21 protein-coding genes are annotated in these 17,284 nt (G+C 35.7%); 15 read left to right on the forward strand and 6 right to left on the reverse strand.

Going from position 1 to position 17,284, the window contains the following annotated elements; genetic code table 11:
* Positions 1–78 precede the first annotated feature (78 nt).
* Both NMG63_RS01680 and NMG63_RS01685 read left to right on the forward strand, forming a co-directional pair.
* On the forward strand, positions 79–774 hold the full coding sequence (locus NMG63_RS01680; protein WP_254007265.1) for a response regulator transcription factor: 696 nt from the start codon (positions 79–81) through the stop codon (positions 772–774).
* The gene (locus tag NMG63_RS01685) at positions 737–2,074 is read left to right on the forward strand and encodes a HAMP domain-containing sensor histidine kinase (RefSeq protein ID WP_254007266.1); all 1,338 of its coding nucleotides are present in this window, start codon (positions 737–739) and stop codon (positions 2,072–2,074) included. The genes NMG63_RS01680 and NMG63_RS01685 overlap by 38 nt, the downstream gene beginning before the upstream one ends.
* A gap of 189 nt (positions 2,075–2,263) precedes the next feature.
* On the opposite strand, the gene NMG63_RS01690 is transcribed toward NMG63_RS01685, so the two are convergent.
* Positions 2,264–3,277, reverse strand: a complete 1,014-nt coding sequence (locus NMG63_RS01690) for a YeiH family protein (protein ID WP_254007267.1) — start codon at positions 3,275–3,277, stop codon at positions 2,264–2,266.
* Between the two features lie 93 nt (positions 3,278–3,370).
* On the opposite strand from NMG63_RS01690, the gene NMG63_RS01695 reads away from it, so the two are divergent.
* Positions 3,371–4,234 (forward strand): LysR family transcriptional regulator, encoded by an 864-nt coding sequence (locus NMG63_RS01695; RefSeq protein WP_254007268.1) that lies wholly within the window; start codon positions 3,371–3,373, stop codon positions 4,232–4,234.
* 9 nt (positions 4,235–4,243) lie between these two features.
* Here NMG63_RS01695 and brnQ read toward each other — a convergent pair whose 3' ends face one another.
* Complete coding sequence (brnQ, locus tag NMG63_RS01700) at positions 4,244–5,551, reverse strand: branched-chain amino acid transport system II carrier protein (protein ID WP_254007269.1); 1,308 nt, start codon at positions 5,549–5,551, stop codon at positions 4,244–4,246.
* Between the two features lie 111 nt (positions 5,552–5,662).
* On the reverse strand, positions 5,663–6,703 hold the full coding sequence (locus tag NMG63_RS01705; RefSeq protein ID WP_254007270.1) for a YdcF family protein: 1,041 nt from the start codon (positions 6,701–6,703) through the stop codon (positions 5,663–5,665).
* 95 nt (positions 6,704–6,798) lie between these two features.
* Between NMG63_RS01705 and NMG63_RS01710 the strand changes: the two genes are divergently transcribed.
* The 9 genes from NMG63_RS01710 to NMG63_RS01750 all read left to right on the forward strand — a co-directional run bounded on the left by NMG63_RS01710 (position 6,799) and on the right by NMG63_RS01750 (position 12,616).
* Positions 6,799–7,335, forward strand: coding sequence for a GNAT family N-acetyltransferase (locus NMG63_RS01710; RefSeq protein ID WP_254007271.1), 537 nt, complete (start codon positions 6,799–6,801; stop codon positions 7,333–7,335).
* On the forward strand, positions 7,335–7,766 hold the full coding sequence (locus NMG63_RS01715) for a DUF1801 domain-containing protein (protein ID WP_254007272.1): 432 nt from the start codon (positions 7,335–7,337) through the stop codon (positions 7,764–7,766). The genes NMG63_RS01710 and NMG63_RS01715 overlap by 1 nt, the downstream gene beginning before the upstream one ends.
* 71 nt (positions 7,767–7,837) lie before the next feature.
* Positions 7,838–8,212 (forward strand): GntR family transcriptional regulator, encoded by a 375-nt coding sequence (locus tag NMG63_RS01720; RefSeq protein WP_254007273.1) that lies wholly within the window; start codon positions 7,838–7,840, stop codon positions 8,210–8,212.
* Positions 8,213–8,230: 18 nt separating this feature from the next.
* The gene (locus NMG63_RS01725; RefSeq protein ID WP_254007274.1) at positions 8,231–8,884 is read left to right on the forward strand and encodes a hypothetical protein; all 654 of its coding nucleotides are present in this window, start codon (positions 8,231–8,233) and stop codon (positions 8,882–8,884) included.
* Between the two features lie 10 nt (positions 8,885–8,894).
* Positions 8,895–9,641, forward strand: a complete 747-nt coding sequence (locus NMG63_RS01730) for an ATP-binding cassette domain-containing protein (protein WP_254007275.1) — start codon at positions 8,895–8,897, stop codon at positions 9,639–9,641.
* Positions 9,638–10,462, forward strand: a complete 825-nt coding sequence (locus NMG63_RS01735; RefSeq protein WP_254007276.1) for an ATP-binding cassette domain-containing protein — start codon at positions 9,638–9,640, stop codon at positions 10,460–10,462. The genes NMG63_RS01730 and NMG63_RS01735 overlap by 4 nt, the downstream gene beginning before the upstream one ends.
* A 46-nt stretch (positions 10,463–10,508) precedes the next feature.
* Positions 10,509–10,862 carry a hypothetical protein gene (locus tag NMG63_RS01740; protein ID WP_254007277.1) on the forward strand — a complete coding sequence of 118 codons (354 nt, stop codon included), beginning with the start codon at positions 10,509–10,511 and terminating at the stop codon, positions 10,860–10,862.
* Positions 10,863–10,952: 90 nt separating this feature from the next.
* Complete coding sequence (locus tag NMG63_RS01745; RefSeq protein ID WP_254006375.1) at positions 10,953–11,657, forward strand: helix-turn-helix domain-containing protein; 705 nt, start codon at positions 10,953–10,955, stop codon at positions 11,655–11,657.
* Positions 11,630–12,616, forward strand: coding sequence for an IS3 family transposase (locus NMG63_RS01750; RefSeq protein ID WP_254007443.1), 987 nt, complete (start codon positions 11,630–11,632; stop codon positions 12,614–12,616). The genes NMG63_RS01745 and NMG63_RS01750 overlap by 28 nt, the downstream gene beginning before the upstream one ends.
* A 101-nt stretch (positions 12,617–12,717) precedes the next feature.
* On the opposite strand, the gene NMG63_RS01755 is transcribed toward NMG63_RS01750, so the two are convergent.
* Positions 12,718–13,593, reverse strand: a complete 876-nt coding sequence (locus NMG63_RS01755; protein ID WP_003775577.1) for an RluA family pseudouridine synthase — start codon at positions 13,591–13,593, stop codon at positions 12,718–12,720.
* 930 nt (positions 13,594–14,523) lie between these two features.
* On the opposite strand from NMG63_RS01755, the gene NMG63_RS01760 reads away from it, so the two are divergent.
* On the forward strand, positions 14,524–14,724 hold the full coding sequence (locus tag NMG63_RS01760) for a cold-shock protein (RefSeq protein ID WP_003775575.1): 201 nt from the start codon (positions 14,524–14,526) through the stop codon (positions 14,722–14,724).
* 108 nt (positions 14,725–14,832) lie between these two features.
* Here the strand turns inward: NMG63_RS01760 and NMG63_RS01765 are convergent, their stop codons facing one another.
* Entirely contained in the window at positions 14,833–15,285 is a 453-nt protein-coding gene (locus NMG63_RS01765) for a hypothetical protein (protein ID WP_254007278.1), read from the reverse strand.
* A 65-nt stretch (positions 15,286–15,350) separates the two neighbouring features.
* Between NMG63_RS01765 and NMG63_RS01770 the strand changes: the two genes are divergently transcribed.
* Both NMG63_RS01770 and NMG63_RS01775 read left to right on the forward strand, forming a co-directional pair.
* A complete protein-coding gene (locus NMG63_RS01770) occupies positions 15,351–16,127 on the forward strand; it encodes a hypothetical protein (RefSeq protein WP_254007279.1) in 777 nt (258 codons plus the stop codon).
* 16 nt (positions 16,128–16,143) lie between these two features.
* Positions 16,144–16,554: a GNAT family N-acetyltransferase gene (locus NMG63_RS01775; RefSeq protein WP_254007280.1), complete on the forward strand. Its 411-nt coding sequence runs from the start codon at positions 16,144–16,146 to the stop codon at positions 16,552–16,554.
* On the opposite strand, the gene NMG63_RS01780 is transcribed toward NMG63_RS01775, so the two are convergent.
* On the reverse strand, positions 16,551–17,249 hold the full coding sequence (locus NMG63_RS01780; RefSeq protein WP_254007281.1) for a coenzyme F420-0:L-glutamate ligase: 699 nt from the start codon (positions 17,247–17,249) through the stop codon (positions 16,551–16,553). The genes NMG63_RS01775 and NMG63_RS01780 overlap by 4 nt on opposite strands.
* Positions 17,250–17,284: the final 35 nt, after the last annotated feature.

The following is a 17,284-nucleotide window of genomic DNA, read 5'->3' on the forward strand; positions in this document are numbered from 1 at the left end:
TGATTTTAAATAACAATTATTGACAAGAAAAGTGAGAATCTCTATATTTAAACTTGATTTACTTGAGGAGGATGTTTTATGAATCGCATACTTGTGGTCGATGATGATTTTGAAATTAGGGAACTGCTTGAATTACTGCTTACTAACGATGGCTTTCAAGTGCAGACGTATTCGAATGGTTATGATGCACTGGAAGCCCTTGATGATGGATTTGATTTAGCGATTTTAGATGTGATGATGCCGGAGATAGATGGTATTAAACTGTGTCGAAAAATACGTGATGCACACCAAATTCCAATTCTTTTTCTGACGGCTAAGGAGAAAGAAGAGGATGTAGTCAGAGGGTTTTCCGCAGGTGCAGATGACTATGTAATGAAGCCATTTTCATATCTTGAGCTAAGTGTCCGGGTTAAAGCACTTTTACGACGATACTGTAATTATGGAAGTAAGCAACAAGGTAGCGATTATGAGATGCTTGAAGAAGGTGATCTACGCTTAAACCGTAGAACCAATGAAGTTTATAAAAATGGAGTTTTACTCGATTTAACGGAGCGTGAGTATCGTATTCTGCGTCTTTTATTAGGGAATCCAGGCCGTATCTACACCATGGAACAACTTTTTGAAATTGTATGGGAAGATACGTATTTCTATTCCTGTTCCAATACAGTGATGGTTCATATTCGCAATCTTCGCAAAAAAGTAGAAGATGAGCCCAATAAACCCAAGATTGTGAAAAATGTTTGGGGTAAAGGGTATACATACGATGGTCTTTAGGCAAACGAAAAAACCAACGCGACTTTCGTTTCAAATTCTTATCTACATTCTTATTGCGACGATACTGAGTTCTTGCCTATATTTTACGATGCGACATTTTTCCGAGATCTATATTACAAGTGTCCATCCAAACCGTAATACAATTCACCAACGTGTGGATTCGTTACAAACATATATTGAGGCAAAAAAGATTACAGAAGCATCGCTGGATCAACTCAATGATTGGGTTAAACAATATCCGTATTCGCTTTTCTACATCTACAACGACTCGAAATTGTTGTATACGAACGATCTTGAAGTGGAAGTAAGGTCCTTTGACACGGTTAATGACGCATCGTATCCACTACAAACCTTTGGTTTAAATGTGAATGGAACACCGCTTCGGGTTGATATTATGAGTCAAGATAATATTGAATTTTTAGATCGCGTTGATCAAGTGAACCGTGTTGTATCGTTTATCGCGTTTGTAACGGTGATGTGTATTTTATTACGAAGTATGACTTCTTACATAGAAACGATTACGAATGAACTTAATGCGATTGGTGGAGGTATGCTCGAAACGAAAGTATCAGAACAAGGTAATGATGAATTAACGGATTTAGCGCGTGGTATTAATATGATGCGCGAAGCACTAATCGCCAATACTGAGATGGTTGTACGTTCACAAGAAGCGTTAAAAGATGCAACCACAACGTTGTCGCATGATATTCGCACGCCAATGACAATATTACTGGGTTATCTTGAATACTTACAAAATGATGAAAGCTTAGATTCCTCGCATCATGATAAAATTCATCGATGTTATCAGAAAGCACATCAGGTTAAAGATTTAACTCAAGAATTACTACAATGTTTTACGGATATCGCAAATCAAGAGGAACATTCCTTTCCGATTATTAAAACATCCTTTAATGATTTGAAACATGATTTTTTGAAGCAGTTACGGTCCTCCCTTGGGGTGTATGGTATTGAGGTCGTGGTTGAAGATTTCAGTAATGAACAAGGTTGGTGTTATGTTTCGCATATCTTGATGCATCGTATTTTTGATAATATAACGTCAAACATTATTAAATACGCACAATATGATCAAGGCGTTAGTGTTCATATAAAAATGCTTGGTCCGAAAGTGCGGATTCTTGTGGAGAATGAAATTGCTTTGGTGCCAAGAAATCATGAGAGTTACGGTATTGGATTAAGGAGCTGTGAACGACTGATGAATCTTCAAGATGGATTTTTATCGTGGAATCGAAATGGAACTCAGTTTCAATTGTGTTTAGAGTTAACAGTTAAGAATTATTAAGAAAAAGAAAATACTATTCTATACAATTATTTTGTATACTGACAATGTCTTGAAACTGAATGACCGTATACATAATTAATCTCGTTGATTTGATAACGTCATGTTATCAATCCATATTCTTTCCACTATCAGTCTTAAGTTTCATCAAGACACAAAAAAAACAGGATACAATTCCTGTTTTTTTTGTGTCTAAACAATTCCCATCATAAATTCAACACCCAATGCAACCACCACCACAAGTAATGAAATAATAAAACCATGGAGGAATGGGTTGAGACCGGTCTTCAACATCGATTTGAATTTTGTATTTAAACCAATAGAAGCAAGTGCACACACCATTAAAAATTTACTAATTTGTTTGAGAAGTTGACTGATACCAACGGGTATCAAACCTGTGCTGTTGAGAATTGCCATCCCAATAAATAAAAGAATAAACCAAGGTATGATTTGTGTTAATTTAATTGATTCATTTGCGGGTGTTAAGCCATCTCTTTTTTTAACGTGTGCGTGAATTAATGAGAAGACAATAACGGTTGGAATTATTGCCAGCGTACGGGTTAATTTCACCATCGTTGCGAAATCTCCTGCAGCTTCCGAGAATGCATAACCCGCTGCCACAACACTTGATGTATCATTCACAGCAGTACCTGCCCACAAACCATAAGCCATATCCGTGAGACCTAATGCTTTTCCCATAATCGGGAAGAGTACAATCATCAGTACATCAAATAAAAATGTTGCGGACATCGCATAGGCGATATCTTCGTCTTCTGCTTCAATAACAGGTGCAATTGCAGCGATGGCTGAGCCACCACAAATTCCCGTTCCGGCAGAGATTAAATTCGATAACTTCCAATTTAAACCAAGTTTCTTTCCAATAAAGTATCCACCACCAAAACATGTAAGCAGGGTAAATACCATAACGGCTAAGGATAGTTTTCCTACCGTTAAGATCATTGTGATATTTAACGATGCTCCTAAAAGAATAATCGCGAATTTTAAAACATGCTTGGATGTGAATTTTAAACCTGTTTTGATAACTGGACTGGGTTCTTTCCACGTATTCACAAGCATTCCAATAAGCAGTGCAATGACGGATGCTCCGACAAATTTTACGGGTAATAGACTTTCAAGTAGCACAGCGATAAGCGCTACAAGGCATGAAAGGATAAAACCGGGTGTATATTTTTTAATTGAGTTCATAAGACCCCTCTTTCCAAAGAAAGTATACCATGTGTTATCATAACGCTTTATTATTCTGTGTTATAATGGATAAAGAATATTTATGGAGGGTATATGGATCCAAAGTTAAAAACATTAATGACTGTGATGGAGTTGGAAAGTTATACTGAAGCAGCTTCTGTGCTTCATTTGACTCAACCTGCAGTTTCTCAACACATTAAGCGCTTGGAAACAATCTACCAGTGTAAGTTGGTGTATTTTGAAGGGCGGGTCTTGCATTTTACACAATCCGCATATTTACTTTATGATTTCGCCAAAATCCAGAGTGCTCATCAGGATGTCTTATTCCAAAAACTTGAAGGTGTTGAAAATCCGGTATCGATTGGTATGACGTTGTCGATTGCGGATTATTACTTTCCAGCGTCCTTGCGATCCTATCTGATTGAAGAGTGTGTAAATTTTAAGATTAAAGTTGCGAATACGGATACGCTTTTAGAGGATTTGAAATCAGGTGCTATTGATTGTGCTTTGGTTGAAGGTATGTTTGATCAAGATATCTTTACCTCGCATATCTTTACAGAGGCTCGTTTTATGCCCGTGGTGGCACGAACTCATCCGTTGGTAGGTCAAAGTGTGAGTTTAGAGAAACTCCTGTCATATCCGGTTATAGTACGCGAGTTGGGTTCAGGTACGCGCTCAATTTTTGAAAACTGGTTAACAGCTCATAATCATCGTTTAACTTCATTTCAATCAGTCCAAGAGATTGGAAGCTTTCAAACCATAAAAACATTTTTAAAGCGATCCAATGCAGTGTCATTTATGTATACGAAAGTAGCTCATGAAGATATCGAAAATCAAGAATTAACCTATCTTGAGCTTGAAGATTTTGAATTGAAACGACCCTTGCACTTTGTGTATCTAAAACATCATCTTAAACAAAATGAGATTGAGGCAATTTATCATCTTACGCAAAAATAAAAGAGGAACTTAATTAAGTTCCTCTTTCTTTTGGAGCATTAAACTGAATGATGCAAGAATTAATGTGGGAATGACCCATCCGAGATTAAGGGTGTAAAAAGGCAGCGTTCGACAGAATTGTGTTATTAGGGGGACTGAAATTTTAAAGTGATCAAGAACTGCAATAATACTAAATAGAGTACTGGATATAATTGCGATGCGGTATGTCAGGGTTGAGGGTTTAGATGATAAACCCAAGAGTATTAAAACAATAGCGGCCGGATAGACACAGGCAAGGATGGGTCCGCTGATTTTCAAAATTGTTGTTAATCCGATATTAGAGATTGCGAAACTTATGAAGCAAAGGATTGATACACTACGACGGTAGCTTAAGCGTGGATATCGTTCCGCAAAGAATTCTGCGGAACAACTAATGAGACCTACACAGGTTGTAAGACATGCAAGAAAGAAGAGCATACCAAGAACAAAAGGGCCATAATTTCCAAATAAACGGGTTCCAAGATGTGCTATAACCTCCGCACCATTTTGAGCCTGAACAAGCTCACTCGACATTAAATTACCTAAAAAACCAAGCATACAGTAAACAATAAACAAGAGCACTCCCGCAATAACACCTGATTGAACGGTTGTCTTTCGAACTTGTTGTTCATCTTTTAAACCATAACTTTTAATTGACATTGTCACTAAAATACCAAGGTTTAAAGCCCCCAAGCCATCCAAAGTTAGGTAACCATCCACAAGACCGCTTGCGAAAGAAGACCCGGATGTAAGGTAAGGTTCATGGGAAAGTGAGTTTCGGGACAAGGTTGTGAAAAACGCTGCACCAAACAAAATAAGAATAAACAGTAAGAGTAATGGCGTCAAGATTTTTCCAACACGATCACTTAGCGCTTGTGGTTTAATACAAAAACCAAAACACAGAAGAAAAAACAGAAATGAATAAATCAGTAATCCCATTTGAATATGATTCGGATTATCAAAGAGAAGGCGTATTGACGTTTCAAAAGGCATAATACCGGCACGCGGTACTGAGAGAAGTGGTCCACTTAAAAGATACAAGATTGTTGGGAAAATCAATGCGAAGCAAGGATGTACTTTGTTCGCAAGACTTAAAAAACCATCTTGTTTCGAAACGGCAACGAGAGCGAGAATTGGTAAGAGTACGGCTGTAATACTAAATGCAAAGATCCCAATCCATTTATGAGTCCCTGCAAGATAACCAATCATCGTCGGGAAAATAAGATTTCCTGCGCCGAAAAACATCGAAAATAACATTAAACTAACAGATAATAACTGTGATTTTGATAATTTATTCATATATAATACCCCTTAAAATTTTAATTTCATTTTCTAATTAAACTTTAATGAACAAATATTGTCAATAATAATCATAAAAAAAAGAGCCACTTAAGACTCTTTAAGAATAAATTAGAGTAAACTCGCAAGAAAAATAAGGGAATAGGCAAGCCCATTAAGGCTGAGATGAATGCGACGATGCATAACCATTAACGCAATAAACTCGCGAATCATTGCATTGGGCACAAAATAGGCAGCAGTTTTCGCGCCAATGCCTTGCGCATCTAAACCAACCTGGCGAGCATATTGACTGGCTCTAAATATATGAAATGTGTTTGAACTAAAAAGACAGGTATAGGGATGATTTAATGCGTAGGCATCCATCATTTTCTTAGAAAACAACATATTTTCATAGGTTGTCGTGGACTGTGTTTCCATCAGTGCATGTGACTTTGGGATGTCATGTGCAAGTGCATAATCACGCATTGCTTGACCTTCAGGAACACACTCATCTTCACCTTGTCCACCACTAAAAATAAGAAGAGGCGGAACTTTTTGATGGTGATAATACTCGAGTGCGACATCAATTCGAGCGGCCAGAAGAGGTGGAACTTCATTACCATTTCGAAGACCACTACCCAAAACAATAATAAAATCGCAATCTTTATGGGGCTTAAAAAACTGATAGAGAAATGAGGACGATAAAAAATTTATAAAAACAAATATTAAATAAATGCATGAAAAGGTGATACAGGCTAAAAGGGTGTGGGCCCATCGCAGTTCCTGTGGAATTGAATTCGAAAGCAAGGGGATTACAAAGATAAACACAATTAAACCCAAAGCAGCAAAAAGCGTTAATAAATTTGAAAAACGAATCCCTTCTTTTTGAATTAAGTGTTTCGCATTCTTAATAAGGCCAATAATGAGTATATAGTAACCCAGAAGAAAAACGAGAAGGACTAGAATCATTAAGCATAATGAAATCGCACGAAGAAGAGGGTTCTCATATGTGAACGAAAGTGCAATGAAATCAAGTGCGATGAGCGACATCAACATATTAAATAAAAATCCATTGAAGATACGTCCGCGATTTCGTTTAAAAGATAAGAAAAGAATTCCCCCTAAAACTACACACAGTAACGAGAGTATTAACACTACTGAATAATCTGCCATCATCGACCCTCCTTTTTTGATTATTATACCCTAAAAGTGTCCTAGACAGAACTTGCGTGTTTTTTAAGGTATAATAACATCAAGGAGTGTGACCAATGATAGAGATACGTAAACTACAAAAAGAAGACATGAAATTACTTTGGGAATATGCATTTCAAAAAGAAAGACCGTGGATGTCCTTTGATGCGCCCTTTCTTGACGAACATCTTCCGTTATCTTATGAAGATTTTGAGGCATCACGACTGGAATTATACTTAGATGTGGATTTCAGGCAGGGAATTTTTAAAGATGGTCGATTAATTGGACTTGTATCGTATTACTGGGAATCATATAAAACACGATGGCTTGAGTTTGGAATTGTTATTTATGATGAGAAGGAATGGGGGCATGGACTTGGAAGTTCATGTGCCATGTTTTGGATGGATCAACTCTTTACAGCCTTTCCGGATATACAACGTCTCGGATTTTCAACCTGGTCGGGGAATAAAGCAATGATGGGTGTTGGTGAAAATATTGGAATGACTTTGGAAGGTAGAATCCGAAGTGTTCGCTACTACCAAGGTGAGTATTACGATGCATTAAAATACGGTATGCTTCGTGAAGAGTGGGATGTTAAACGGAGAATGTTTTAATGGACATTCAAGCGTATATTGATCAAGGTGAAGGCGCCTTTAAACAACAATACATCCTGTTGTTTAATGCCATCAAGTCCTCCATACCAAAAGGATTTGAATTAATTATGCAATACAATATGCCTTCATTTGTAGTGCCATTATCGTTATATCCAAAAGGATATCGTGGTGATCCTACCGTACCCTTACCATTTATTAGTTTGGGATATCAGAAACATCATATTGGTCTTTATCATATGGGGATCTATGCACAACCGGAAATATTAAGTTGGTTTGAAACATCCTATCAACAATCTGTCTCAACCAAATTAAACATGGGGAAGTCGTGCATCCGATTTACAAAGACTACTGAAATTCCGATCCAACTCATTCAAGAACTTGTGGCCAAAATAACACCGCAAGCTTGGATTGAAATATACGAAAACAGCTGAAAGGCTGTTTTTTTATAGATTGACAATAAATGATTGACTGTATATGCTGTGTATACACAGAAAGGGTCCTTATGAACATATACATCAAAACAGAATATGATTTACCCATTTATGAACAAATAGTTGTTCAGATTAAACAAGCAATTGGAAAAGGTACGCTCAAACCCCATGAAGCCATGCCCTCGATTCGATTTCTGGCCAAAGAATTACAGGTAAGTGTGATTACGACCAAGAGAGCGTATGAAGAACTGGAAAAAGCAGGATATCTTTATACAATACCGAGTAAGGGATCATATGTCTCTGAGCTTGGAAAAGATAAACTTTATAAAGATTCTGTAAGTTCCATTGAGTCACATCTTGATTCAATTATCACCATTGCGAAAAATGCTGAGATTTCAAAGCAGGATTTAATCGAACTTTTAGATGCGGCATACGAAAAAGAATAGAAACGGGAAAGAAAAATTATGAAAAACGCAATCAAACGACAGTACTCACTTTTTAAATCATTATACACATATAAAACATTTTTAATATTAATGTTGATGATATGTATCTATGCTTTAGTATTTCAAGAATATCGTATCAACCCAGGCATCTGGACCCTTATCTTTTTTACTCAAAAAAATTGGAAAAGTTATGTTTCACTACGATATCAATCCAAAAAAACTTTTTTTGTCGATATGCTCGGCGTAAGTCTCATTACATTTATTTTTAATGCCATGATTATCGCGTTTTTCTATTTTGGACTTCGAAGTATTTTTGGTCCTGAAATACTGATGTCTGGAGAAGAAATGGTGCACTACCAACAAGCTGGATTAAATATAAAACAGATTTCAGACGATCTCTTTTGGAAAGAAATTTATAAGAGCATGGCCATACTGTATATCGTAGGGATCATACAAGTATTCAGTTTAACGCGTATTTATAGAATTCATAGTGATCGTCCTAAAGAAATGGGAACGGTTGCCTTGAAAATTATCATCGTAATTACATTGATCGGCTGTACTGTAAGTCTGCCTCTACCACTCCTCTATAAAGTAATTATTGGGAGTCTTGCATCGCTTATACTCATATATCAAAACTATAAATACGCTGTAAGTCATTTCGACTTAATATAAAGGAGAAACTATGTCAAACTACTTAACCGTCGACCATTTTGGTCGTAAATTTGAAGGCTCATTTGAAATCAAACCGATGTCGTTTGAAATCATGTCAGGAACAATCTGCGGTGTTTTTGGAGAAAATGGGGCCGGGAAAACGACCTTGATGAACATGATGATGCAGATGTATCAACATACTTCAGGCTCAATTAAATTCGGTTCAAATCCACAAATCCGTTCATTATCGGCATATATACCCGATACAATTCCCTACCCTGTGCACATGACACTTCAAGAAATTGTAACCCTAGAATCCTTGTTAATTCCGACATGGAATCAGAGGTTGTTCGAAAAATATCAGCTTCAATTTAATTTGGACTTAAAAACACCCTTAAATAAACTAAGTTTGGGTGAGAAACAACAACTTATGTTTTGTATCGCGCTTGCGACTGAAGCAAAACTGTATATTTTAGATGAACCTACTGAAGGCATTGATCCATTTAAGCGTGATGAATTCATCAGGTTACTCCATGAAAATATTTATAATCAAGAAGCAATCGCAATGATATCAACCCATAATGTGAAAGGAATTGAAAACTTACTGGATTATATTTTATACATGGAAAAGGGAGCGTGTGTACTTTTTACAGATATCGAACAATTTCCACACGCAGCTCGAAAATGCCTAGCAGAACGTCATCTAGATTTAAGTGTATTTGATAGAAATCCGAGTTTGGATCAATTTATTCAAATGATGCAAGGGTGTAACGCATGATCCACATAAACAATCTAAAAATCCAACGTGATACATTAACATTTGATATTCCTAAACTTAACTTAGAGTTCGGGAAGTTGATTTTGGTGGTTGGTCCAAATGGTAATGGGAAAACAACACTACTTAAGTTGTTAAGTGGTGGCCTAAAACCAGATCTTGGAAATGTGACCATTCATAACCAATCTGCCCATGACTATGCGATAACAGAAGGTATTTGTTATATTCCTTCTCAATTTCCATTTAAAACATCGATTCAATTATCAGATTTAGGAGGTTATGGGGAAGCACTTATTCCTAATTGGGATTTTAAGTTATTGATGCAACAAGCACGGGAAATGGGATTTTCAAATCTAAATCGTATCGATGAAATGTCTCAAGGACAACGCCAACAAATTCTGTATCATTTCATGATGCAGAAACAGAGTAATCTTTATCTTTTGGATGAACCTGGCCTCGGTCTTGATGCACGTCATCTTAAAATACTACGAGAGGATATTCAAACAAAATTACTTCATGTAGATCACACTGTGATCATTGCAACCAATTCGCTTGAACATTTTGAAACCATTGCGGATGAAATTGTCCTAATGTCCAAAGGTCAGTGTATTGTTTCGGACACTGTTGAAAATCTTAAAGATCGCTATCAGGGAATTACTCAAGAGGAGTGGCATAAAACAAAAAATGATGATGCCATGGTAGGGATCTTAAATTCGGGTGTATACGTAATTGATACTAAAGTACATCATTATGAAAGGATGCAACGCTTAAACCTCACTCCAATATTAAAAGCGCTACTTGAACAACATGAAAACATATCTTAAACAATCCTTTTTCAGAAGTCGTCTTCTCGGTGGAGTCGTCATACTCATGAGTGATTTACTATTTCTTGTATTATTTCGCAACATGATGTCATTTGAAATGCTAAGCAGTATCTGGTTTCTTGGAAGCAGTATAATGATGGGTGTATCCTTAAATAATGCTACTAAAACATTCAATGATGAAAATCATCTGATACAACTAAGATCGCTAGGCTTTACCTCAAATGAAATTAAACACGAATTTGAGAACTTAGTTATGAGAAGTTTTATCTCACTGATACTTATGCGCATTATGTTGATATTGCTTACACATACATTCTCAAGCAGAAGACTGTTTATACTCATTGTTGCTTTATTAAGTTACACTGCGCTTTTGAAGTGGTCTTCAAGTCATAAAATATAAAAAAGCCCCACGCATAATGATAAGCTCCCCTTAAAGTAGACACCCGAAATAAATAAAATCGGGCACTACAAAAAAGGAGGAGCTTTTTCTATGGGGAGAAAGAATAAATATCCAGCCGAAATAAAAGAACAAGCAATTAATGAATATTTGAATGGCATAAAAGGTGCACCAGAAATAGCTGAAGAATTATCTATTGATTCTAGTACATTACGTAGTTGGGTGAAAAAGTATCAAACTTATGGTATTGAAGTTTTTTCAGATAAAGATCGAAACAAAAGTTATTCGAAAGAGCTCAAGGAATCCGCAATTAGGGATTATCTTGAAGGCGCAGGTTCTCTTAAAGATATTAGTATTAAATATGGTATAAGTTCCCATGAGGTTTTGCGCGGATGGATAAAAAAGTATAATAGACTTGAAACTATAAAGGATTACGATCCTAAAGGAGAAGTCTATATGACAAAAGGTAGAAAAACAACAATTGAGGAGCGTCAGGAAATTGTCGCATATTGTATTGAACATGACTACGATTATAAGGGGACTGCTGAGCGCTATGAACTTTCTTATGCTCAGGTTTATCAGTGGGTGAAAAAGTATAACGAATTGGGAGATGATGGTCTTCTTGATAAACGTGGCAAGCGAAAACAAGAAGATCAACTTAGTAATGAAGAACGTTTAGAACGTAAAGTAAAACTACTTGAAAGACAACTCGAACTGAAAGAACGCGAGAACATTCTATTAAAAAAAGTGAAGGAAATCGAAAGGGGGCGATATTCTCCAAAGCAAAACAAGAAGTAAAGTATCTCGCAGTGCAGGAACTACATCATAAACATGGCTGGAGTATTCAGTGGATGTGTAAGGTACTTAAAATCGCAAGAAGTAGTTATTATAAATGGACGCATCGTGTTGAAACAAGCAATGAAATTGAAAATCATGAGCTTTGCAATCTCATTCTTGATTATGATGAACTATTTGGACATATCTTAGGCTATCGACGCATGACGGATTGGATCAATGAGTTGAATAGCGTTCAATATAACTCGAAGAGGATTCATAGACTCATGAAGATGCTAGGGGTGAAATCAGTGATTCGTCAAAAGTCTAAAAAATATTCACGAAGCACTCCTGAAATCACAGCTGAAAATATTTTAAATCGAAATTTCTTTGCCGCAAAACCGAATGAAAAATGGCTGACAGACGTCACAGAATTTAAGATTAAAGGTTCAAGTAAGAAACTATATCTCAGTGCGATTATTGATCTTTATGATTTAAGTGTTGTGGCGTATCAAATAAGTGATCGGAACAATAATCAACTTGTGTTTGATACTTATCATAAAGCTATCGCGAGATATCCAGAGGCAAAACCTTTATTTCACAGTGACCGCGGATTCCAATACACAAGTAGGGCATTTAGGAAACAGCTAGAAGATCAAGGAGTGATGCAAAGTATGTCTAGAGTGGGACATTGTATTGATAATGGTCCTATGGAAGGATTTTGGGGAACAATCAAATCAGAAATGTACTACCCTAATGAATTCAGTACAAGAAGCGAATTGAAGAAAGCAATTGAAGTGTATATTGATTTTTATAACAACAAGAGACTTCAGAAACGCTTCAAAAACAAAACACCAATGATGGTTCGAACTGAAGCGCTAGGAACAGAGACACCTGTAGTCTACGCGATTCCAACTAACAAGAAGATTGAAGCTTACTGGTCAAACATTAGAGAAAAACAAATGCAGTCACTTGTAGCATAAAAAAGATGATTCATCATAAAGTGATAAATCATCTTGGATATTTTATTTATTTCACCTGTCTACTTGACAGGGAGCAGTTCATAATAAGTGGGGCTTTCGTTTTAGATTGATGTTTCTTGAGTTGGTGTAATTTTGGATAACTTTTTAAATTTTGGTGGTAATGGTGATACAAAGGTCATCATTTTCTTTGTTTTAGGGTTCATAACTCTTAAACGGTAAGCGTGTAAACCAAGGCGCTTCAATGGGTTTGTCTTAGCATCATATTTCTTATCACCGATAATAGGATGTCCAATATCATTCATATGGACACGAATTTGGTTTTTACGTCCAGTGTCAATTTGAATTTTTAAAATTGTATTGTTTTCGGTGCGTTTAATCACTTCATAATTTGTGATTGCTTCTTGACCTGATGATGTAGAGTACATGTGTGTTGTTTTATTTTGTCTTAAGAACGAACGGATGACATCCTTGTCTTTAGGCACAACACCTTCAACAATCGCAACGTATAAGCGTTCGTCCACTAGTTCTGACCACTTATCTTGATACAAACGTTTTACATATTCGCTTTTCGCAAACATCAAGACACCCGATGTATCTTGGTCCAAACGGTGCACTACAAAAATACGATTTTTAGAATCTTGTTTCTTCACGTAATCACTTGCAAGACGAAACGCTGTCAACTCTTCTTCTTTTCGATTAGAAACCGTTAAGAGCTTGTAAGGTTTATCCACAACTAAGATATCTTTATCTTCATAGAGAATTTGTAAAGGTGTATCACGTTGTTGGTTGTGGCTTACAATCGTAATGGTTTGTCCAGCAGTAATCAGATCATCAAATTGTGTTGTAACTTCATTATCAATTGAAATACACTCGTGTTTTAAGAGTGATTTAATCTTTGAACGGCTATAAGGTAAGTCTTGGCTCAAGAGATAATTCAAAAGTTCATCATTATGTTCTACTTTTAAAATATGTTTCATATATATATTCCTCATTTCGTACTCTATTATGACAGAAATTCATGATGAAAGATACAAGTTATATTTCTAAGAATGTGGGTGCGAATGTAAATGAGACTAAGAGAAGAAATGATTTGGCGTAATCATTATCGGGTATTTCATAAAGAGTGAAGGAAAACACGAGTAAATCTGCTGGAGATAAGATGAAACTTTTGTGATAATCACAGAGTGAAAAACGATGAAGAACTTCGATATTTATGCCTAAAACGTCTTCAATTTATTGTTTACTCAACGGTAATAGTTTTCATTATTTATCATTAATGAACTCGGCAATAACATTAAAGACAAAATGAGTAAAATTAAACAGATTATGATATCAACTGTAAATAATAAATATAAATGGAATCGATACAAATCGTAGGATGGAATGCGAATTCAGTATTAAACCTAAAATGACTTGAAGGAACCGTTTTAGAAATTGACATTAGGTCCAATCAGAAGTGGGTTTTTGAATTGTGGTAGTAAGTGCGTTGAAGCAGGGGTTAGACTTTAGAGCATCCTTAGATTTTTATAATAAAACTCAATATTTATTATGCAGATCTCATTTATCTTTTTGTTCGGAATATAGCGAAATCACGAGATTTTGAACAGCTCCGAAAATGATCATTTTCGATAGATTAAAACAAACCCCGTCATTGAATCGAAAGAGTCAATCCTAAAGCCTTATTCAATGTGTTTCACTATCCAAATGTAAACGCTTAATATTTATGGGTTTGTGGCACGATAATTCATTGACAAGGTGTTTTAGAAGTGATAATATCAAGTTGTAATAAGAATGTTTATGATTAGTATATATATTAAATCGTAATAAACTCAATGTGTTTTGAAGAACTGGTATATTAGTTTGCGAATTACGCTTGAGTACATCTTATTCTGATAGGAGGTACTAGCATGAGTACAGGTAAAGTGAAATTCTTTAACGCTGAAAAGGGTTACGGATTCATTACTATCGAGGGTGGACAAGATATCTTTGTTCATTACTCAGCAATCGTTGCTGATGGATACAAAACTTTAGAAGAAGGACAAGAAGTTAGCTTCGAAGTTGTTGAAGGTCCACGTGGCGAACAAGCAGCAAACGTTAGAGGTATCTAATTAGTTAGCTAAAATGAAAACAGTGGATTCGTCCACTGTTTTTTTCTATATTACAACACTAAGCACGCTGATCGCATTAAAGTAAATGCATGATTAAGGGTGCTTTAATTATTTACTTGTAATGGCTTGTTCAAGCATATCCCCAAAAAATCCAATAAGGGGCAATTTACAGTACTGAAATTTACCAGCTTTAGCGATTCCAAAGATATGATATAAACTGTATATAAGACTTAAAACGATGTTTATAATTGTGAAAATCAGAACAGCAGTGGGTCCTACTAGTACAATCCAACCAAGAACAGAGATAAAGACGGTTTGAATAATTCCGATGATTAGATTAATCACAAAGATTGCAATGTTTAATACGGCTATCTGACCTGCGTGATTTCTTAGGTATCGACTACGTTTTTCTAAGAATAAAACGAGAAACGCGAAGATTAATGGAAAAACACTTAAATCACGATTACCAACAGCAGCAGCAAAGCTAAAAGCCCATAAGATAATTGCGATTACGGTTACGTTTATATCCATAAAACTAGCATTTTCATTACGATGATTCATATGGTATTCCTCCTTTGTTTATAATATAATGAATAGAGGTAAAAGTAAACGTGGAGGTAGTTTTTATGGATGGAGCAATGCATGTAAGTGGTATGCAAATCGCAATGATGATTGTGAGTTTTGTATTTATTATCGCGATGATGGTTGTATTATTAGGTCGTTATCGCCGTGATGAGGATTTAAGTCGTACTTTAATCTGGGGACTTGTAATCTTTATGGGTACAAATGTGTTCGTAACTGGCTTTGGATTAATCTTAAATAAATCAGTTTGGTTTATGTCATTGCACCCTTTAATTCAAATGGTGATTTATTCGTTGGATTTAGTTATTGGTTACACTCTTATTTCTACCATTGTTATGCATTTTTTTGTTAAGAAAAGTCATAGTGATAGAACACCGATCATAATGGCCCTTGGATTTATGCTTATGCATTTTTTTCAAACCGCTATGAGCTTGGCTAATTTTGCAGTAATGTCGATTGCGATAAATAAAGGAGATACCGCGAAATTTATCGGAGAGAATGTAAATGCGGAATCCGTACAAAATACGATCGATTCTATAATTGCTATGAAACCAATGAATTATCTTGATCTTATTGTTTCAATTTATGGTGATTTTATAGTATATGCGGTAGTCTTAATAATTCTCTATCGCCTATTCACTGCTCATGATAAAAAAGTTGTATATGGTTTCTATTCGATAGCAATCCTACTATTTTATCGACTTCTTATTGGGATTTCCAAGTATTACATAAGTAATGTTGTAATTGTAATTCTAATTAATCTGGTCGCAATGAGTGCAATTGGCTATATAGGCTATAAATTCTATAAAAAAGATTTCTAATTCGAGGTGAATCATAATGGAACTTAAATTGATCGATATTTCAGATGAATTTGATGATAATGGTGTTGAAACACTCTTATTTGATATTTATGTAGGTGAAATTGATCGTTATGTTGGACGGTGTGAGTATCGTAATGAGCACGGTCGGGATCTTTGGTATTACGGAAATATTGGTTATATCATCTATCCACCTTATCGAGGGCACAATTTTGCTTATCATGCGTGTGTTGCGCTTTTTGATATTGTGAAATCGGTAAAGCCAGGTTTACCTGAATTAATCATTACCTGTAACCCTGATAATATTGCATCAAAAAAGACGATTCTCAAGTTAGGTGGCAACTATCATTCGACCATTGATATCATGGCGGATCATGAGTTGTTTAAACTTGGAGAAACGTCTAAAGAAATATATACGATTAAATTTTAAATTTTACGGATAATTCCTAATGGTGTTGATTGTGCTTTTTGACCAAGGGGGTTATCCTTTAATATTTTAACCATTAATGGGTTATCAATTGAAGAAGAACTTGATCCAAGTATATTCCCACCTAAATCATTAATATCAGTTACGATGACTTCAATATCCTTATCAAATGCAGCTTTAATTGCTTTGGCTACCTCGTTTGGACGTTCAGGTCCAAGTACTACATATTCGTTATAAGGTGGAATCGTATGTGAAGTGGGGCCGTCGATAGCACGTGCTTTCGATCCAGCTACACGGTAGAAATCACCTTTACGTCCAAATGGTTTTGTGATTGCTGCTACACCTGCGGCAAGGATAATGCGTGGTGTTCCACATTCACGAAGTGCCATTTCCATGGTTTCAGGCATTCCTAAACCAATTCCATGAGGTGTTTTGGTTACATATTTTGATAACGTAAATGCAAGCTTACGTGGTTTCACATCTTTAATGGGATAAGCACGTCCTTGGGTGATTGCTACAACTTTCTCAGTAACAAATAAAATATCTCCATCTTGTAATGAAGCATCCGCAAATTCTTTGATGACTTCAATTAAATTATCATCACGCATAATTAATTTTGTTTTTAAAGGTAAACGTTGGTAACGTTTGCCATCGACAATTACTTCAAGTTCTTTATTGTCATTTGGTTTGATTGTCATGATTATCAACCTCTCTATCCTTAATATCATAACTT

Source organism: Erysipelothrix amsterdamensis (genome assembly GCF_940143175.1).
In the GTDB taxonomy this organism is placed as follows: domain Bacteria; phylum Bacillota_I; class Bacilli_A; order Erysipelotrichales; family Erysipelotrichaceae; genus Erysipelothrix; species Erysipelothrix amsterdamensis.